The organism is Pseudomonas sp. BIGb0176 (assembly GCF_024810175.1).
GTDB lineage: Bacteria > Pseudomonadota > Gammaproteobacteria > Pseudomonadales > Pseudomonadaceae > Aquipseudomonas > Aquipseudomonas protegens.
In genome coordinates, this window is sequence record NZ_JANUEC010000006.1 from 1 (window position 1) to 18,874 (window position 18,874).

Genomic DNA, 18,874 nt, shown 5'->3' on the forward strand with positions numbered 1-18,874 from the left:
GTAGTGTGGGGTTTCCCCATGTGAGAGTAGGTCATCGTCAAGATTAAATTCCGAAACCCCAACTGCACATGCAGTTGGGGTTTTGTTTTTGCGCGCGAAAAATGGGTTTGATTTTTTGCTGTCTCGATCGACTTGCTCGTCAGGTGGGGGTTTCTATGCAATAGCGCTGGGCATGGCTATCATGCCTGCCTCATGGTGAGGCGGAAACTGCATGTCGACGTTGTTAGAGCTTCTGAAAGATGGGCGATTTCACTCGGGTCAGGCGCTCGGTCAGGCGCTGGGTGTTAGCCGTAGTGCTATATGGAAGCAGTTACAGCTTCTTGAGGCGGAGTTGGGGCTTGTCATTCATAAGGTGCGAGGCCGCGGTTACCAGCTGGCCACTCCAATCACATTGCTGAGCAGTGCTGAGATAGGCCGCTCCTCTATTTCCAGTGGCTCCTGGGATATCCGAATTCTCGACTCTATCGACTCCACGAATGCACAGGCGCTGCGATCCATTGAAGAAGGGAGTGTGGCTCCTTTTCTTGTGCTAGCTGAGCGCCAGACGGTGGGGCGAGGCCGTCGTGGTCGTAAGTGGGTAAGCCCTTTTGCCGAAAATATCTATTACAGCCTCGTCTTGCGTATGGACGGAGGTCTCCGGCAATTGGAAGGGCTTAGCCTGGTCGTTGGGTTGGCAGTCATGCATACCCTTCGTGAGTATGGAATTCCTGATGCGGGTTTGAAGTGGCCAAATGATGTTTTGGTTGGTCAGAAGAAGGTCGCGGGGATACTTTTGGAGTTGGTGGGTGATCCTGCGGATGTGTGTCATGTGGTCCTGGGCATTGGGATCAATGTGAATATGCAAAGCGCTGAAGAGATCGATCAGGAGTGGACTTCGGTTAGGTTGGAGTCTGGCAAGGTTATTGATCGCAATCAGCTTGTTGCTCGATTGAATGAGGTTCTTGTGTCTTATCTGGAGCGTCATCGGCTGAATGGCTTCTCCGCGATCCAGGGCGAGTGGGAGCAAGGTCACCTCTGGCAGGGGCGTGCTGTGTCTCTGATCGCGGGCGTAAATAAGATCGATGGTGTTGTGTTGGGTATTGATCGCCAAGGAGCTTTGCGGTTGAGCGTTGAGGGGGAGGAGAAAACGTATAGCGGCGGGGAGCTCAGTCTAAGGTTGCGTGATGGCTCATGAGTTCGGCCATCAATGTGCGCTTGCGCGATCTACGGCTAGGAGGTAGGGGCTGATTCCTTGTGTGGGGTGGGACTTTGAGTGTTGCATCGGTTCCGCAAGATCAGCTTGTACGTGATCCATCTTTTCGAGTTGTTTAAGCCTTGTCCTCTGTCTTGAGGTTTTTATGCGCTGGTTGTTTCTGTTGTTATTGGTCCTCAATTGCTTTTATTACATCTGGCATCAGCAGGAAGCGCCGCTTCGTGCGAAAGAGGTCATGCCTCTCTCGCTCTATCGAGGTACTCAGCAAGATATCCGTTTGTTGAGTGAGTCTTCTGATTCGGTCGAGCGGCGGGATAAGGGTAAGTCAGGGGAGGTTGATGCAAGCTGTCTTTATCTGGGGGGCTTTGCTCGTCGTGATACGGCTCAGATGTTGGAGCAGCGGCTGGTAGGGCTGGGGGCTGATGTCAGGCTGCAGTCCTTGAGTGTTTCTGGTTCTTCTGGTTTTTGGCTTCGTGTGACTCCCGAGAGCAAGCATTTGCTGGATGATCTGCAACTGCAGAACCTTGCTAAAGAATTCAATGAGTTAAAACATAAAATAATGCCTTGCGAGGGGGTTGCAACTGTCGAATAGGTTGCATAGAATGGCGCCCGCTCCGCAGCGAAGACTTCACGAAGTCAACGTCGCGAAGCGAGGTCAACGCAGCTAACCTCAAGATTTTATTGAGAAAATGCTTGACAGAAGGGTGGCATGATATAGAATGTCGCCTCGCTTAGGAGGGGTTCCCGAGCGGCCAAAGGGATCAGACTGTAAATCTGACGTCTACGACTTCGAAGGTTCGAATCCTTCCCCCTCCACCAGATTTAGCGAGAGCTGCAGGCTCCGCGGGTATAGTTTAGTGGTAGAACCTCAGCCTTCCAAGCTGATGATGCGGGTTCGATTCCCGCTACCCGCTCCAAGTTTGCAGGTTTTGCAAAGTGTTACGCTCTTGTAGCTCAGTTGGTAGAGCACACCCTTGGTAAGGGTGAGGTCAGCGGTTCAAATCCGCTCAAGAGCTCCATATAACAAGGCAGATATGAAAATATCTGCCTTTGTTTTAATGGCTTGGGTGACTTGCTCAATTCTTCTCCTAGGGGTGATTTCGATGGCTAAGGAAAAGTTCGAACGTAATAAGCCGCACGTTAACGTGGGTACTATCGGTCACGTTGACCACGGTAAAACCACTTTGACCGCTGCTCTGACTCGCGTTTGCTCCGAAGTTTTCGGTTCGGCTCGTGTTGACTTCGACAAGATCGACAGCGCCCCAGAAGAAAAAGCTCGTGGTATCACCATCAACACTGCGCACGTAGAGTACGACTCGAACATTCGTCACTACGCGCACGTTGACTGCCCAGGTCACGCCGACTACGTCAAAAACATGATCACTGGTGCTGCCCAGATGGACGGCGCGATCCTGGTTTGCTCGGCTGCCGATGGTCCGATGCCACAAACTCGTGAGCACATCCTGCTGTCCCGTCAGGTAGGCGTTCCGTACATCGTTGTCTTCCTGAACAAGGCTGACATGGTTGACGACGCTGAGCTGCTGGAACTGGTTGAGATGGAAGTGCGCGATCTGCTGAGCACTTACGACTTCCCAGGTGACGACACTCCGATCATCATCGGTTCGGCTCTGATGGCTCTGAACGGCCAAGACGACAACGAAATGGGTACCACCGCTGTTAAGCGTCTGGTAGAAACTCTGGATACCTACATCCCAGAGCCAGAGCGTGCAATCGACAAGCCGTTCCTGATGCCAATCGAAGACGTATTCTCGATCTCCGGCCGTGGCACCGTGGTAACTGGTCGTGTTGAGCGTGGTATCGTTCGCATCCAGGAAGAAGTTGAGATCGTTGGTCTGCGCGACACTCAGAAAACTACCTGCACCGGCGTTGAAATGTTCCGCAAGCTGCTCGACGAAGGTCGTGCTGGCGAGAACTGCGGCGTTCTGCTGCGTGGTACCAAGCGTGATGACGTTGAGCGTGGCCAGGTTCTGGTTAAGCCGGGCACCGTTAAGCCGCACACCAAGTTCACCGCTGAAGTTTACGTTCTGAGCAAGGAAGAAGGCGGCCGTCATACTCCGTTCTTCAAAGGCTACCGTCCACAGTTCTACTTCCGTACTACTGACGTGACTGGTAACTGCGAGCTGCCAGAAGGCGTTGAAATGGTAATGCCAGGTGACAACATCCAGATGACTGTCACTCTGATCAAAACCATCGCGATGGAAGATGGTCTGCGTTTCGCTATCCGTGAAGGCGGTCGTACCGTCGGCGCTGGCGTCGTAGCCAAAGTCATCGAATAAGTTCTTGATATATCTCCATCGGGCCGACATAATGGTCGGCCTGATTTTGTTTTTAGGTCAGTAGCTCAATTGGCAGAGCGACGGTCTCCAAAACCGTAGGTTGGGGGTTCGATTCCCTCCTGACCTGCCAGATTCACTCAATGTGTCTGGCTTTCTTTTCACAGGATCTTCATAGATGACTCCTAAGGCTGAAGCTCAAGGCTCTCGCTTCGATCTGCTCAAGTGGCTGGTTGTTGTTGCCTTGGTGATTGTTGGTGTTGTTGGCAATCAGTACTACTCTGCTTCGCCGATCCTGTACCGCGTCTTGGTGCTACTTTTCATTGCTGCAGTTGCTGCCTTCGTTGGTTTGCAGACTGCCAAGGGTAAGTCGTTCTTTGTCTTGGTTAAGGAAGCGCGCACTGAGATTCGTAAAGTCGTATGGCCAACTCGCCAAGAGACCACGCAGACCACATTGATTGTTGTGGCTGTGGTTCTGGTCATGGCGTTGCTGTTGTGGGGGCTAGATTCCCTGCTCGGCTGGCTTGTTTCCTTGATTGTTGGCTAAGGGTGTCCCGTGGCTAAGCGTTGGTACGTTGTGCATGCTTACTCGGGTTACGAGAAGCATGTAATGCGTTCGTTGATCGAGCGTGTGAAGCTGGCTGGCATGGAAGATGGCTTCGGCGAGATTCTGGTCCCCACTGAAGAAGTGGTTGAGATGCGCAATGGCCAGAAGCGCAAAAGCGAGCGTAAATTCTTTCCAGGCTATGTGCTGGTACAGATGGACATGAATGAGGGTACTTGGCACTTGGTCAAGGACACTCCTCGTGTCATGGGCTTTATTGGTGGTACTGCCGATAAGCCGGCTCCTATCACTGACAAAGAAGCGGAAGCGATTCTGCGTCGCGTTGCTGATGGCAGCGACAAGCCCAAGCCTAAGACCCTGTTTGAGCCGGGTGAGGTGGTCCGTGTTACTGACGGCCCATTCGCTGACTTTAACGGTACGGTTGAAGAAGTTAACTACGAAAAGAGCCGCATTCAGGTGGCAGTGCTCATTTTCGGTCGCTCTACTCCGGTAGAGCTAGAGTTCAGTCAGGTCGAGAAGGCATAACTGAACGAGAATCCCATACCCCGCAGCCTTAGGCTGTGGGGTTTTGTCGTCACTGGGATAAACGCGCAAGTAACCGGGGAGCCTATCTAGGCGTCTGAACCCGTAATTGGAGTGCCTCATGGCTAAGAAGATTACTGCTTACATCAAGCTGCAAGTTAAGGCCGCTCAGGCCAACCCAAGTCCACCCGTTGGTCCAGCTCTGGGTCAGCACGGCGTGAACATCATGGAGTTCTGCAAAGCTTTCAACGCCCGTACTCAGGGTCTTGAGCCAGGCCTGCCGACTCCTGTGATCATCACTGTTTACAGTGACCGCAGCTTCACTTTCGAAACTAAGAGCACCCCCGCTTCGGTTCTGCTGAAGAAAGCTGCTGGCCTGACCAGCGGTTCCGCTCGTCCAAACACCGTTAAGGTTGGCACTGTTACCCGTGCTCAGCTGGAAGAAATCGCGAAAACCAAAAACGCGGATCTGACTGCAGCTGATATGGATGCAGCCGTGCGTACTATCGCCGGTTCTGCTCGTAGCATGGGCCTTAACGTGGAGGGTGTGTAATGGCTAAGCTGACCAAGCGCCAAAAGGCTATCGCCGGCAAGATTGAAGCAGGCAAGGCCTACAACTTCGTAGAAGCCGCCGCTCTCCTGACCGAGCTGTCGACCGTTAAGTTCAGCGAGTCCGTAGACGTTGCTGTGAACCTGGGCGTAGACCCACGTAAATCTGACCAGGTTGTTCGTAGCGCTACTGTGCTGCCACACGGCACTGGCAAGACTGTACGTGTAGCTGTGTTCACCCAGGGCCCAGCAGCTGAAGCTGCTCTGGCTGCCGGTGCAGACCGCGTAGGTATGGACGATCTGGCTGCCGAAATGAAAGGCGGCGACCTGAACTATGACGTGGTTATTGCTTCCCCGGATGCAATGCGCGTTGTGGGTCAGCTGGGTCAGGTTCTGGGTCCTCGCGGCCTGATGCCTAACCCGAAAGTCGGTACCGTTACTCCAGACGTAGCTTCGGCAGTTAAGAACGCCAAGGCTGGTCAGGTTCGCTATCGCACCGACAAAAACGGCATCATCCACACTTCCGTTGGCAAGGTCGGCTTCGACGCCGTCAAGCTGAAGGAAAACGTTGAAGCCCTAATCGCTGACCTGAAGCGTATCAAGCCAGCTTCTTCGAAAGGCATCTACGTCAAGCGCGTTACCCTGAGCACCACTATGGGCCCAGGTCTGGTCATCGACCAGGGTTCGCTGGACGTATAAGACACAAGCGCGTGCAAGCAATTGCGCGTGCTGAAAAATTGGGGTCCCTGCCTGGCGGGGGCTATCCAAGACCGTAGGCGACGCAAGTCTTAAACCTCAAGCCTACGCAGATGGTGCTCCCGGTTCCTTACCGAATCAGACACCAAAACGACATCCAGCTCCGGTTGGATGAAACGGTAACAAGCAGGAGTTAAACCCGTGGCAATTAAACTCGAAGACAAGAAGGCCATCGTCGCTGAAGTCAACGAGGCTGCCAAAGCCGCTCTGTCCGCTGTCGTGGCTGATGCCCGTGGTGTGACAGTAGGCGCTATGACCGGACTCCGTAAAGAGGCCCGCGAAGCTGGTGTTTATGTACGTGTCGTACGTAACACCCTGCTCAAGCGCGCTGTTGAAGGCACTCAATATGACGTGCTCAACGACGCGTTCGTCGGCCCTACCCTGATTGCATTCTCCAAGGAACATCCGGGCGCTGCCGCTCGTATTTTCAAAGAGTTCGCAAAGGGTCAGGAAAAGTTCGAGATCAAGGCAGCTGCGTTCGAGGGCAAGTACCTCGCAGCAAACGAGATCGACGTGTTGGCTTCGCTGCCAACTCGCGACGAAGCTATTGCGAAGCTGATGAGCGTGATTCAAGGCGCTACCAGCAAGCTGGCTCGTACTCTGGCGGCTATTCGCGACCAGAAAGAAGCTGCTGCTGCCTAAGGCACTGCAAGCCCTTTCAAAATCATATGTTTAATTTGATGGCTGCGTAGGCTGTCACCCCAATACAGGAATTTATAGTCATGTCTCTGACTAACGAGCAAATCATCGAAGCAATCGGCCAGAAAACCGTTCTGGAAGTTGTTGAGCTGATCAAAGCAATGGAAGAAACCTTCGGCGTTACCGCTGCTGTTGCCGCTGCTGGCCCAGCTGCTGCTGCCGCTGTTGTTGAAGAGCAAACTGAATTCAACGTCATGCTGACCGAAGCTGGCGAGAAGAAAGTTAACGTGATCAAGGCTGTACGTGAACTGACCGGTCTGGGCCTGAAAGAAGCCAAGGCTGTAGTTGACGGCGCTCCTGCCATGGTTCTGGAAGCTGTTGCTAAAGAAGCAGCTGACAAAGCCAAAGCAGCTCTGGAAGAAGCAGGCGCTAAAGTCGAGCTCAAGTAAGCATCGACTTTGTGTCTCCAGCCCAAGCGTTAAGCGAACGGCTGATGGCTGGTGGCTTTTGCCACCGGCCTTTTTCCGTTATTGGCGACCGACTGGGTCGGTGCCAGTAACGTGCTGTAGCCCACCCTGTGCGGTGGCGCAAACCAAAGGGTTTGCACGATTTTCTGGCTGCTCCCGTCGGGAGGAGCCGAATAAGCAGGTGACCAAGCTGGGGAACGCTGATGGCTTACTCATATACTGAGAAAAAACGTATCCGCAAGGACTTTAGCAAGTTGCCGGACGTCATGGATGTGCCGTACCTCCTGGCCATCCAGCTGGATTCGTATCGTGAATTCTTGCAAGCGGGAGCGACTAAAGATCAGTTCCGCGACGTGGGCCTGCATGCGGCCTTCAAATCCGTTTTCCCGATCATCAGCTACTCCGGCAATGCTGCGTTGGAGTATGTCGGTTATCGCCTGGGCGAACCGGCGTTTGATGTTAAAGAATGCGTGTTGCGTGGTGTAACTTACGCCGTACCTTTGCGGGTAAAAGTCCGTCTGATCATTTTCGACAAAGAATCGTCGAACAAAGCGATCAAGGACATCAAAGAGCAAGAAGTCTACATGGGTGAAATTCCCCTGATGACTGAGAACGGTACCTTCGTAATCAACGGTACCGAGCGTGTAATCGTTTCCCAGCTGCACCGCTCCCCTGGCGTATTCTTCGACCACGACCGTGGCAAGACGCACAGCTCCGGTAAGCTGCTGTATTCCGCGCGGATCATTCCTTACCGCGGTTCGTGGCTGGACTTCGAGTTCGACCCGAAAGACTGCGTGTTCGTCCGTATCGACCGTCGTCGCAAGCTGCCGGCATCGGTTCTGCTGCGCGCGCTGGGCTATACCACTGAAGAAGTGCTGGACGCTTTCTACACCACCAACGTATTCCACGTGAAAGGCGAGAGCCTGAGCCTGGAGCTGGTGCCTCAGCGCCTGCGTGGTGAGATTGCCGTTCTGGACATCCAGGATGACAAGGGCAAGGTTATTGTCGAGCAGGGTCGTCGTATCACCGCTCGTCACATCAACCAGCTGGAAAAAGCCGGTATCAAAGAGCTGGATGTACCTCTGGACTACGTCCTGGGTCGTACCACCGCCAAGGCTATCGTGCACCCGGCTACCGGTGAAATCCTGGCAGAGTGCAACACCGAGCTGAACACCGAGATCCTGGCAAAAATCGCCAAGGCTCAGGTCGTTCGCATCGAGACTCTGTACACCAACGACATCGACTGCGGTCCGTTCGTCTCTGACACTCTGAAGATCGACTCCACCAGCAACCAATTGGAAGCCCTGGTCGAGATCTATCGCATGATGCGTCCTGGCGAGCCACCGACCAAAGATGCTGCCGAGACTTTGTTCAACAACCTGTTCTTCAGCCCTGAGCGGTATGATCTGTCCGCCGTTGGCCGGATGAAGTTCAACCGTCGTATCGGTCGTACCGAGATCGAAGGTTCCGGCGTTCTGTGCAAAGAAGACATCGTTGCCGTACTGAAGACTCTGGTCGACATCCGTAACGGTAAAGGCATTGTCGACGACATCGACCACCTGGGTAACCGTCGTGTTCGCTGTGTTGGCGAAATGGCCGAGAACCAGTTCCGCGTTGGCCTGGTGCGTGTAGAGCGTGCGGTCAAAGAGCGCCTGTCGATGGCTGAAAGCGAAGGCCTGATGCCGCAAGACCTGATCAATGCCAAGCCAGTGGCTGCGGCAGTGAAAGAGTTCTTCGGTTCCAGCCAGCTGTCCCAGTTCATGGACCAGAACAACCCGCTGTCCGAGATCACCCACAAGCGCCGTGTTTCTGCACTTGGCCCAGGTGGTCTGACCCGTGAGCGTGCAGGCTTCGAAGTCCGTGACGTACACCCGACCCACTACGGTCGTGTATGCCCGATTGAAACGCCGGAAGGTCCGAACATCGGTCTGATCAACTCCCTGGCGGCCTATGCGCGCACCAACCAGTACGGCTTCCTCGAGAGCCCGTACCGTGTGGTGAAAGACGCTCTGGTAACCGACGAGATCGTGTTCCTGTCCGCTATCGAAGAGGCCGATCACGTTATCGCCCAGGCTTCGGCGACGATGAACGACAAAGGTCAGTTGGTCGATGAGCTGGTAGCTGTTCGTCACTTGAACGAATTCACCGTCAAGGCGCCGGAAGACGTCACCTTGATGGACGTTTCGCCGAAGCAGGTAGTTTCGGTTGCAGCGTCGCTGATTCCGTTCCTCGAGCACGACGACGCCAACCGTGCATTGATGGGTTCCAACATGCAGCGTCAGGCTGTACCGACCCTGCGTGCTGACAAGCCGCTGGTAGGTACCGGCATGGAGCGCAACGTTGCCCGTGACTCCGGCGTTTGCGTCGTGGCTCGTCGTGGCGGTGTGATCGACTCGGTCGATGCCAGCCGTATTGTGGTTCGTGTTGCTGATGACGAAGTTGAAACCGGTGAAGCCGGTGTCGACATCTACAACCTGACCAAGTACACCCGCTCCAACCAGAACACCTGCATCAACCAGCGTCCGCTGGTGAGCAAGGGTGATCGGGTTCAGCGCAGCGACATCATGGCCGATGGTCCGTCCACCGACATGGGTGAGCTGGCACTGGGTCAGAACATGCGTATCGCGTTCATGGCGTGGAACGGCTTCAACTTCGAAGACTCCATCTGCCTGTCCGAGCGTGTGGTTCAGGAAGACCGTTTCACCACGATCCACATCCAGGAACTGACCTGTGTGGCTCGTGACACCAAGCTTGGCCCAGAGGAAATCACTGCAGACATCCCGAACGTGGGTGAGGCTGCACTGAACAAGCTGGACGAAGCCGGTATCGTTTATGTAGGTGCTGAAGTTGGCGCAGGCGACATCCTGGTGGGCAAGGTCACTCCGAAAGGCGAGACCCAGCTGACTCCGGAAGAGAAACTGCTGCGTGCGATCTTCGGTGAAAAAGCCAGCGACGTTAAAGACACTTCCCTGCGTGTGCCTACTGGTACCAAGGGCACTGTTATCGACGTACAGGTCTTCACTCGCGACGGCGTTGAGCGTGATGCTCGTGCACTGTCGATCGAGAAGAGCCAGCTGGACGAGATCCGCAAGGACCTGAACGAAGAGTTCCGTATCGTTGAAGGTGCGACCTTCGAACGTCTGCGCTCCGCTCTGGTTGGCCATAAAGCCGAAGGCGGCGCCGGCCTGAAGAAAGGCCAGGAAATCACCGATGAAGTTCTCGACGGTCTTGAGCATGGCCAGTGGTTCAAACTGCGCATGGCTGAAGATGCTCTGAACGAGCAGCTCGAGAAGGCCCAGGCCTACATCGTTGATCGTCGCCGTCTGCTGGACGACAAGTTCGAAGACAAGAAGCGCAAGCTGCAGCAAGGCGATGACCTGGCTCCAGGCGTGCTGAAAATCGTCAAGGTCTACCTGGCAATCCGTCGTCGCATCCAGCCGGGCGACAAGATGGCCGGTCGTCACGGTAACAAGGGTGTGGTCTCCGTGATCATGCCGGTTGAAGACATGCCGCACGATGCCAATGGCACCCCGGTCGACGTAGTCCTCAACCCGCTGGGCGTACCTTCGCGTATGAACGTTGGTCAGATCCTCGAAACTCACCTGGGCCTCGCGGCCAAAGGTCTGGGCGAGAAGATCAATCGCATGGTCGAAGAGCAGCGCAAGGTCGCAGAACTGCGTACCTTCCTGGACGAGATCTACAACCAGATCGGCGGTCGCAACGAAGACCTGGACAGCTTCTCCGATCAGGAGATCCTGGATCTGGCGAACAACCTGCGCGGCGGTGTTCCGATGGCCACTCCGGTGTTCGACGGTGCCAAGGAAAGCGAAATCAAGGCCATGCTGAAACTGGCAGACCTGCCAGAAAGCGGCCAGATGCAACTGACCGACGGCCGTACCGGCAACAAGTTCGAGCGTCCAGTTACCGTTGGCTACATGTACATGCTGAAACTGAACCACTTGGTAGACGACAAGATGCACGCTCGTTCTACCGGTTCGTACAGCCTGGTTACCCAGCAGCCGCTGGGTGGTAAGGCGCAGTTCGGTGGTCAGCGTTTCGGGGAGATGGAGGTCTGGGCACTGGAAGCATACGGTGCTGCATACACTCTGCAAGAAATGCTCACAGTGAAGTCGGACGATGTGAACGGTCGTACCAAGATGTACAAAAACATCGTGGACGGCGATCACCGTATGGAGCCGGGCATGCCCGAGTCCTTCAACGTGTTGATCAAAGAAATTCGTTCCCTCGGCATCGATATCGATCTGGAAACCGAATAACACGTGACGCGAATCGAGAGCGGGGCAGGATTGCCCGCTCTCTGCTCCGCCAGGAGGAAAGGCCTTGAAAGACCTACTGAATTTGCTGAAAAACCAGGGTCAAGTCGAAGAGTTCGACGCCATCCGTATCGGATTGGCCTCGCCTGAGATGATCCGTTCGTGGTCGTTCGGTGAAGTTAAAAAGCCGGAAACCATCAACTACCGTACGTTCAAGCCTGAGCGTGACGGCCTGTTCTGCGCCAAGATCTTTGGCCCGGTAAAGGATTACGAGTGCCTGTGCGGTAAGTACAAGCGCTTGAAGCATCGCGGCGTGATCTGCGAGAAGTGCGGCGTTGAAGTTGCGCTGGCCAAGGTTCGTCGTGAGCGCATGGCGCACATCGAACTGGCTTCGCCGGTTGCCCACATCTGGTTCCTGAAATCGCTGCCGTCCCGTATCGGCTTGCTGATGGACATGACTCTGCGTGATATCGAGCGCGTTCTCTACTTCGAGAGCTACGTCGTTATCGATCCAGGCATGACCACCCTTGAAAAAGGTCAGCTGCTGAACGATGAGCAGTACTTCGAAGCGCTGGAAGAGTTCGGCGATGACTTCGACGCCCGCATGGGTGCCGAGGCTGTCCGCGAGCTGCTGCACGCTATCGACCTGGAGCACGAGATTGGCCGTCTGCGTGAAGAGATTCCGCAAACCAACTCGGAAACCAAGATCAAGAAGCTGTCCAAGCGTCTGAAGTTGATGGAAGCCTTCCAGGGTTCCGGCAACCTGCCAGAGTGGATGGTGCTGACCGTTCTGCCGGTTCTGCCGCCAGATCTGCGTCCACTGGTCCCGCTGGATGGCGGTCGTTTCGCGACTTCCGACCTCAACGATCTGTATCGTCGAGTGATCAACCGTAACAACCGTTTGAAGCGCCTGCTGGATCTGTCCGCTCCGGACATCATCGTGCGCAACGAAAAGCGTATGTTGCAGGAAGCTGTCGATGCACTGCTCGACAACGGTCGTCGTGGCCGCGCTATCACCGGTTCCAACAAGCGTCCTCTGAAATCCCTGGCTGACATGATCAAGGGTAAGCAAGGTCGTTTCCGTCAGAACTTGCTCGGTAAGCGTGTTGACTACTCCGGTCGTTCGGTAATTACCGTAGGTCCGACCCTGCGTCTGCACCAGTGCGGTCTGCCGAAGAAGATGGCTCTCGAGCTGTTCAAACCGTTCATCTTCGGCAAGTTGGAAATGCGTGGCCTGGCCACCACCATCAAAGCCGCCAAGAAGATGGTCGAGCGCGAACTGCCAGAGGTTTGGGACGTTCTCGCTGAAGTGATCCGTGAACACCCGGTTCTCCTCAACCGTGCACCGACCCTTCACCGTCTGGGTATCCAGGCGTTTGAACCGGTACTGATCGAAGGTAAGGCTATCCAGCTGCACCCTCTGGTCTGTGCTGCGTACAACGCCGACTTCGACGGCGACCAAATGGCCGTGCACGTACCGCTGACACTGGAAGCCCAGTTGGAAGCGCGTGCGTTGATGATGTCGACCAACAACATTCTGTCTCCAGCCAACGGTGAGCCAATCATCGTTCCGTCGCAGGACGTTGTATTGGGTCTGTACTACATGACCCGTGAAGCGATCAACGCCAAGGGCGAAGGTCGTGTGTTCGCGGACCTGCAGGAAGTCGACCGCGTATTCCGCGCCGGCGAAGCGGCTCTGCACGCCAAGATCAAGGTTCGCATCAGCGAAACCGTCAATGATCGTGATGGCGGCAGCGTGAGCGCCACCCGTATCGTCGACACCACTGTCGGCCGTGCTCTGCTGTTCCAGGTTGTGCCGAAGGGCCTGTCGTTCGACGTCGTCAACCTGCCGATGAAGAAGAAGGCGATCTCCAAGCTGATCAACCAGTGCTACCGCGTGGTTGGTCTGAAAGAGACCGTGATCTTCGCTGACCAGTTGATGTACACCGGTTTCGCTTACTCGACCATTTCCGGCGTTTCCATCGGTGTTAACGACTTCGTTATCCCGGATGAAAAAGCTCGCATCATCGGTGCTGCCACCGACGAAGTGAAAGAAATCGAGAGCCAGTACGCCTCCGGCCTGGTAACCCAGGGCGAGAAGTACAACAAAGTGATCGACCTTTGGTCGAAGGCCAACGACGAAGTATCCAAGGCGATGATGGCCAACCTCTCGAAAGAGAAGGTCATCGACCGCAATGGCGACGAAGTCGAGCAAGAATCGTTCAACTCGATGTACATGATGGCTGACTCGGGTGCGCGGGGTTCCGCAGCACAGATCCGTCAGCTGGCCGGTATGCGTGGTCTGATGGCCAAGCCGGACGGCTCCATCATCGAAACGCCGATTACTGCGAACTTCCGTGAAGGTCTGAGCGTACTCCAGTACTTCATCTCGACTCACGGTGCTCGTAAAGGTCTGGCGGATACCGCGTTGAAAACTGCGAACTCCGGTTACCTGACTCGTCGTCTGGTGGACGTTGCGCAGGATCTGGTTGTAACCGAGATCGATTGCGGCACCGAACACGGCCTGCTGATGACTCCGCACATTGAAGGCGGCGACGTTGTAGAGCCACTGGGTGAGCGCGTATTGGGTCGTGTTATCGCCCGTGACGTATTCAAGCCGGGTACCGAGGACGTCATCGTTCCTGCCGGCACCCTGGTAGACGAAAAGTGGGTTGAATTCATCGAGCTCAACAGCATCGACGAAGTGATCGTGCGTTCGCCGATCAGTTGCGAAACCCGCTATGGCATTTGCGCCAAGTGCTACGGCCGTGACCTGGCTCGTGGTCACCAGGTGAACATTGGTGAGGCGGTCGGCGTTATCGCTGCCCAATCCATCGGTGAGCCGGGTACCCAGCTGACCATGCGTACGTTCCACATTGGTGGTGCGGCAAGCCGTACTTCCGCAGCCGACAGCGTTCAGGTGAAGAATGGCGGTACCGTCCGTCTGCACAACCTGAAGCACGTTGAGCGTGTGGATGGTCACCTGGTTGCTGTGTCCCGTTCCGGTGAGCTGGCAATCGCTGATGACTTCGGTCGTGAGCGCGAGCGTTACAAGCTGCCGTACGGTGCTGTGATTTCGGTTAAAGAAGGTGACAAGGTCGACGCTGGCGCTATCGTGGCCAAGTGGGATCCGCACACTCACCCGATCGTTACCGAAATGAAAGGTACCGTGACCTACGTGGGCATGGAAGAAGGCATCACGATCAAGCGTCAGACTGACGAATTGACCGGTATGACCAACATTGAAGTGCTTGACGTCAAAGACCGTCCAGCTGCCGGCAAGGACATCCGTCCTGCTGTGAAGATGGTGGGTATGGATGGCAAGGATCTGCTGCTGCCAGGTACCGACGTACCGGCACAGTACTTCCTGCCGGCTAACGCCCTGGTCGGTGTTGCCGACGGTGCGCAGATTGCGATCGGTGATGTTATCGCTCGTATTCCGCAAGAAACTTCGAAGACCCGTGACATCACCGGTGGTCTGCCGCGTGTTGCCGACCTGTTCGAAGCTCGTCGTCCGAAGGAGGCGTCGATTCTGGCTGAAGTCAGCGGCACCATCGCGTTCGGTAAAGAGACCAAGGGCAAGCGCCGTCTGGTCATTACCCCGAACGACGGCAGCGATCCGTATGAAGAGCTGATTCCGAAGTGGCGTCACCTGAACGTCTTCGAAGGCGAACAAGTGAACCGCGGCGAAGTTATCTCCGACGGTCCGAGCGATCCACACGACATCCTGCGTCTGCTGGGTGTCAGTGCGCTGGCCAAGTACATCGTCAACGAGATCCAGGACGTTTACCGTCTGCAAGGCGTGAAGATCAACGACAAGCACATCGAGACCATCCTGCGTCAGATGCTGCGTAAGGTTGAAATCGCCGAGTCCGGCGACTCCAGCTTCATCAAGGGCGACCAGATGGAACTGACTCACGTACTGGTAGAAAACGAGCGTCTGAGCACCGAAGACAAGTTCGTCGCCAAGTTCACCCGCGTACTGCTGGGTATCACCAAGGCGTCCTTGTCCACCGAATCGTTCATCTCGGCGGCCTCTTTCCAAGAGACCACCCGTGTACTGACCGAAGCGGCGGTAACTGGCAAGCGCGACTACCTGCGTGGTCTGAAAGAAAACGTGGTCGTGGGTCGTCTGATCCCGGCCGGTACTGGCCTGGCGTACCACAGCGAGCGTAAGCGTCGTCGTGATGCAGACAAGCCGCTGCGCGTAAGCGCAAGCGAAGTCGAAGCAGCACTGACTGAAGCGCTGAACTCCAGCGGTAATTGAGGTCTGCAGTAGATTGAGACGGGGCCCCGGCTTTTTCGATTGAGAATCAAGACACTTTTTGTCGAGGTTCGCTGATCGGGGAGGCCGGGGCCTTGCCTTGACTGGGGGCAAGATCCTCTTTAGACTCTTGTACCCCTAAATTTGGTGGAGCTCCTGCTCTGCCATTTTGTTTATGTCGAAAGACAACAGTGGAGCTAGTAGATGGCAACTATCAACCAGCTGGTACGTCAGCCGCGTAAGCGTATCGTCGAGAAATCCGACGTGCCTGCGCTGCAGAACTGCCCGCAACGTCGTGGCGTGTGCACTCGCGTGTATACCACTACGCCGAAAAAACCTAACTCGGCACTGCGTAAAGTGTGCCGTGTGCGTCTGACCAACGGTTTCGAGGTTTCCTCGTACATCGGCGGTGAAGGCCACAACCTGCAAGAGCACAGCGTCGTACTGATTCGCGGCGGCCGTGTAAAAGACTTGCCAGGTGTTCGTTACCACACCGTTCGCGGCTCCCTGGATACTTCCGGCGTTAAAGGTCGTAACCAAGGTCGTTCGAAGTACGGTACCAAGCGTCCGAAGTAATCGGTCGTTTTGCAGTTTTTAATTATATTGAGTCGATAAGAGTAAGGTCGGGCACGCGTCCATTGGATCAACTGTCCCGAGCTAACCTGAAGACCGTTTGAGGGCTTATCAATGCCAAGACGTCGCGTAGCAGCCAAACGTGAGATTCTGGACGATCCGAAATACGGAAGCCAGATCCTCGCCAAGTTCATGAACCACGTAATGGAAAGCGGCAAGAAAGCCGTTGCCGAGCGTATCGTTTATGGCGCGCTGGAAAAAGTTAAAGAGCGCAAGAACAGCGATCCCCTGGAAATCTTCGAGAAAGCTCTCGACGCCATCGCTCCGCTGGTCGAAGTGAAGTCGCGCCGTGTAGGCGGTGCTACTTACCAGGTTCCGGTCGAAGTTCGTCCGTCCCGTCGTAACGCTCTGGCAATGCGCTGGTTGGTAGACTTCGCCCGCAAGCGCGGCGAGAAGTCTATGGCTCTGCGTTTGGCTGGCGAACTGCTGGACGCTGCCGAAGGCAAAGGTGCTGCAGTTAAGAAGCGTGAAGACGTTCACCGTATGGCTGAAGCCAACAAGGCTTTCTCGCACTACCGCTTCTAATATCGGCATCATTCATTTTGCGAGGGCTTTATGGCTCGTACTACAGCAATCAACCGCTACCGTAACATCGGTATCTGTGCCCACGTTGACGCGGGCAAGACTACCACTACCGAGCGGATCCTGTTCTACACAGGTCTCAGCCACAAGATGGGTGAGGTGCATGACGGCGCTGCGACCACCGACTGGATGGTGCAGGAGCAGGAGCGGGGTATCACCATTACCTCCGCTGCTGTAACTACCTTCTGGAAAGGTTCGCGCGGCCAATACGATAACTATCGTGTAAACGTTATCGATACCCCTGGCCACGTTGACTTCACCATTGAAGTAGAGCGCTCTCTGCGTGTACTCGACGGCGCGGTCGTTGTGTTCTGCGGTACTTCCGGTGTTGAGCCTCAGTCTGAAACCGTATGGCGTCAAGCCAACAAGTACGGTGTTCCACGTGTTGTTTACGTGAACAAGATGGACCGTGCTGGTGCCAACTTCCTGCGCGTTGTTGGCCAGATCAAGAATCGCCTGGGTCATACCCCGGTTCCGGTCCAGCTGGCTATCGGTGCTGAAGATAACTTCGAAGGTCAGGTTGATCTGATCAAGATGAAGGCTATCTACTGGAACGACGACGACAAGGGTACTACCTATCGCGAGGAAGAAATTCCTGCCGATATGCTGGACCTGGCTAACGAGTGGCGCTCCAACATGGTTGAAGCTGCTGCTGAAGCCAACGAAGAGCTGATGAACAAGTACCTTGAAGAAGGTGACCTGACTGTCGAAGAGATCAAGGCCGGTCTGCGTGCGCGCACCCTGGCTAGCGAGATCGTTCCGGCTGTCTGCGGTTCGTCGTTCAAGAACAAGGGCGTTCCCCTGGTTCTCGATGCCGTTATCGACTTCCTGCCTGCTCCTACCGAGATCCCGGCGATCAAGGGTATCCATCCGGATCTCATCGAGAAGCCGAAGGATGAGCTGGTAGAGGCTGACTACGACGAGCGTCATGCTGACGATGCTGAACCGTTCTCGGCTCTGGCATTCAAGATTGCTACCGACCCGTTCGTTGGTACTCTGACTTTCGTGCGCGTTTACTCGGGCTTCCTGAGCTCGGGCGACTCCGTGATCAACTCGGTCAAGGGCAAGAAAGAGCGCGTTGGTCGTATGGTGCAGATGCACGCCAACCAGCGTGAAGAGATCAAAGAAGTACGTGCAGGCGACATCGCTGCTCTGATCGGCATGAAGGACGTCACCACTGGTGACACTCTGTGCGATCTCGACAAGCAGATCATTCTTGAGCGTATGGACTTCCCTGAGCCTGTAATTTCGGTAGCGGTAGAGCCGAAAACCAAGCAGGACCAGGAAAAGATGGGTATTGCACTGGGCAAGCTGGCTCAGGAAGACCCGTCGTTCCGCGTCAAGACCGACGAAGAGACTGGTCAGACCATCATCTCCGGTATGGGTGAGCTGCACCTGGACATCCTCGTTGACCGCATGAAGCGCGAGTTCAACGTCGAAGCCAACATCGGCAAGCCGCAGGTTTCGTACCGCGAGAAGATCAGCAAGAGCAACGTTGAGATCGAAGGCAAGTTCGTTCGTCAGTCCGGCGGTCGCGGTCAGTTCGGTCACTGCTGGATCCGTTTCTCGGAGCCAGACGTCGATGCGAACGGCAACATCACCGAAGGTCTGGTCTTCACCAACGAGGTTGTTGGTGGTGTGGTTCCTAAGGAATACATCCCGGCTATCCAGAAGGGTATCGAAGAGCAGATGAAGAACGGCGTCGTTGCCGGTTATCCGCTGATCGGCCTGAAGGCTACCGTGTTTGATGGTTCCTACCACGACGTCGACTCCAACGAGATGGCGTTCAAGGTGGCAGCCTCCATGGCGACCAAGCAGCTGGCCCAGAAGGGTGGCGGCGTTGTGCTCGAGCCGATCATGAAGGTTGAAGTTGTAACCCCAGAGGACTACATGGGTGACGTGATGGGTGACCTGAACCGTCGTCGTGGTCTGATTCAGGGTATGGATGACTCGGTGTCCGGCAAGGTTATCCGTGCTGAAGTGCCACTGGGTGAAATGTTCGGTTATGCAACTGACGTTCGTTCCATGTCTCAGGGTCGCGCGAGCTACTCCATGGAATTCTCCAAATACGCCGAAGCTCCGTCGAACATCGTCGAAGCTCTCGTTAAAAAACAAGGCTGATTCAGTCTCCCCTTTA

The 18,874-nt window shown here is 55.3% G+C and carries 14 protein-coding genes and 4 tRNA genes; all 18 read left to right on the top strand.

From position 1 onward, the window contains the following. Nucleotides 1-211 precede the first annotated feature (211 nt). The 18 genes from birA to fusA all read left to right on the top strand — a co-directional run bounded on the left by birA (nucleotide 212) and on the right by fusA (nucleotide 18,858). A complete protein-coding gene (birA, locus tag M2395_RS28490; RefSeq protein WP_015637232.1) occupies nucleotides 212-1,174 on the top strand; it encodes a bifunctional biotin--[acetyl-CoA-carboxylase] ligase/biotin operon repressor BirA in 963 nt (320 codons plus the stop codon). A gap of 163 nt (nucleotides 1,175-1,337) precedes the next feature. Next, nucleotides 1,338-1,784 carry a hypothetical protein gene (locus M2395_RS28495; protein WP_041752638.1) on the top strand — a complete coding sequence of 149 codons (447 nt, stop codon included), beginning with the start codon at nucleotides 1,338-1,340 and terminating at the stop codon, nucleotides 1,782-1,784. A gap of 142 nt (nucleotides 1,785-1,926) precedes the next feature. Continuing rightward, a tRNA-Tyr gene (locus tag M2395_RS28500) sits at nucleotides 1,927-2,011 on the top strand. 24 nt (nucleotides 2,012-2,035) lie between these two features. Then, nucleotides 2,036-2,109 (top strand) — tRNA-Gly (locus M2395_RS28505). Nucleotides 2,110-2,135: 26 nt separating this feature from the next. After that, nucleotides 2,136-2,211, top strand: a tRNA-Thr gene (locus tag M2395_RS28510). 84 nt (nucleotides 2,212-2,295) lie between these two features. Further along, nucleotides 2,296-3,489 carry an elongation factor Tu gene (gene tuf / locus M2395_RS28515; RefSeq protein ID WP_011063776.1) on the top strand — a complete coding sequence of 398 codons (1,194 nt, stop codon included), beginning with the start codon at nucleotides 2,296-2,298 and terminating at the stop codon, nucleotides 3,487-3,489. A gap of 54 nt (nucleotides 3,490-3,543) precedes the next feature. Beyond that, nucleotides 3,544-3,619: transfer RNA gene (locus M2395_RS28520), tRNA-Trp, on the top strand. Nucleotides 3,620-3,664: 45 nt separating this feature from the next. After that, nucleotides 3,665-4,033: a preprotein translocase subunit SecE gene (gene secE, locus M2395_RS28525; RefSeq protein ID WP_123430030.1), complete on the top strand. Its 369-nt coding sequence runs from the start codon at nucleotides 3,665-3,667 to the stop codon at nucleotides 4,031-4,033. Between the two features lie 9 nt (nucleotides 4,034-4,042). Continuing rightward, nucleotides 4,043-4,576 carry a transcription termination/antitermination protein NusG gene (nusG, locus tag M2395_RS28530; RefSeq protein WP_002555501.1) on the top strand — a complete coding sequence of 178 codons (534 nt, stop codon included), beginning with the start codon at nucleotides 4,043-4,045 and terminating at the stop codon, nucleotides 4,574-4,576. 118 nt (nucleotides 4,577-4,694) lie between these two features. After that, nucleotides 4,695-5,126, top strand: coding sequence for a 50S ribosomal protein L11 (gene rplK / locus M2395_RS28535; protein WP_003176435.1), 432 nt, complete (start codon nucleotides 4,695-4,697; stop codon nucleotides 5,124-5,126). Continuing rightward, a complete protein-coding gene (gene rplA, locus M2395_RS28540; RefSeq protein ID WP_011063782.1) occupies nucleotides 5,126-5,821 on the top strand; it encodes a 50S ribosomal protein L1 in 696 nt (231 codons plus the stop codon). Before rplK ends, rplA begins: the two co-directional genes overlap by 1 nt. A 198-nt stretch (nucleotides 5,822-6,019) precedes the next feature. After that, the gene (gene rplJ, locus M2395_RS28545) at nucleotides 6,020-6,520 is read left to right on the top strand and encodes a 50S ribosomal protein L10 (protein WP_011063781.1); all 501 of its coding nucleotides are present in this window, start codon (nucleotides 6,020-6,022) and stop codon (nucleotides 6,518-6,520) included. Nucleotides 6,521-6,600: 80 nt separating this feature from the next. Beyond that, nucleotides 6,601-6,966: a 50S ribosomal protein L7/L12 gene (gene rplL, locus M2395_RS28550; protein WP_011063780.1), complete on the top strand. Its 366-nt coding sequence runs from the start codon at nucleotides 6,601-6,603 to the stop codon at nucleotides 6,964-6,966. Between the two features lie 221 nt (nucleotides 6,967-7,187). After that, nucleotides 7,188-11,261, top strand: coding sequence for a DNA-directed RNA polymerase subunit beta (rpoB, locus tag M2395_RS28555; RefSeq protein WP_011063779.1), 4,074 nt, complete (start codon nucleotides 7,188-7,190; stop codon nucleotides 11,259-11,261). A gap of 64 nt (nucleotides 11,262-11,325) precedes the next feature. Next, the gene (gene rpoC, locus M2395_RS28560; RefSeq protein WP_011063778.1) at nucleotides 11,326-15,525 is read left to right on the top strand and encodes a DNA-directed RNA polymerase subunit beta'; all 4,200 of its coding nucleotides are present in this window, start codon (nucleotides 11,326-11,328) and stop codon (nucleotides 15,523-15,525) included. 201 nt (nucleotides 15,526-15,726) lie between these two features. After that, entirely contained in the window at nucleotides 15,727-16,098 is a 372-nt protein-coding gene (gene rpsL / locus M2395_RS28565) for a 30S ribosomal protein S12 (protein ID WP_003186084.1), read from the top strand. Between the two features lie 111 nt (nucleotides 16,099-16,209). Then, nucleotides 16,210-16,680 carry a 30S ribosomal protein S7 gene (gene rpsG / locus M2395_RS28570; RefSeq protein ID WP_007925959.1) on the top strand — a complete coding sequence of 157 codons (471 nt, stop codon included), beginning with the start codon at nucleotides 16,210-16,212 and terminating at the stop codon, nucleotides 16,678-16,680. 30 nt (nucleotides 16,681-16,710) lie between these two features. Then, entirely contained in the window at nucleotides 16,711-18,858 is a 2,148-nt protein-coding gene (fusA, locus tag M2395_RS28575; RefSeq protein WP_011063777.1) for an elongation factor G, read from the top strand. Nucleotides 18,859-18,874 lie beyond the last annotated feature (16 nt).

Coding starts and splice junctions, on each gene's coding strand:
- birA (WP_015637232.1), top strand. CDS start 212: ATGTCGACGTTGTTAGAGCTTCTGAAAGATGGGCGATTTCACTCGGGT.
- M2395_RS28495 (WP_041752638.1), top strand. CDS start 1,338: ATGCGCTGGTTGTTTCTGTTGTTATTGGTCCTCAATTGCTTTTATTAC.
- tuf (WP_011063776.1), top strand. CDS start 2,296: ATGGCTAAGGAAAAGTTCGAACGTAATAAGCCGCACGTTAACGTGGGT.
- secE (WP_123430030.1), top strand. CDS start 3,665: ATGACTCCTAAGGCTGAAGCTCAAGGCTCTCGCTTCGATCTGCTCAAG.
- rplK (WP_003176435.1), top strand. CDS start 4,695: ATGGCTAAGAAGATTACTGCTTACATCAAGCTGCAAGTTAAGGCCGCT.
- rplA (WP_011063782.1), top strand. CDS start 5,126: ATGGCTAAGCTGACCAAGCGCCAAAAGGCTATCGCCGGCAAGATTGAA.
- rplL (WP_011063780.1), top strand. CDS start 6,601: ATGTCTCTGACTAACGAGCAAATCATCGAAGCAATCGGCCAGAAAACC.
- rpoB (WP_011063779.1), top strand. CDS start 7,188: ATGGCTTACTCATATACTGAGAAAAAACGTATCCGCAAGGACTTTAGC.
- rpsL (WP_003186084.1), top strand. CDS start 15,727: ATGGCAACTATCAACCAGCTGGTACGTCAGCCGCGTAAGCGTATCGTC.
- rpsG (WP_007925959.1), top strand. CDS start 16,210: ATGCCAAGACGTCGCGTAGCAGCCAAACGTGAGATTCTGGACGATCCG.
- fusA (WP_011063777.1), top strand. CDS start 16,711: ATGGCTCGTACTACAGCAATCAACCGCTACCGTAACATCGGTATCTGT.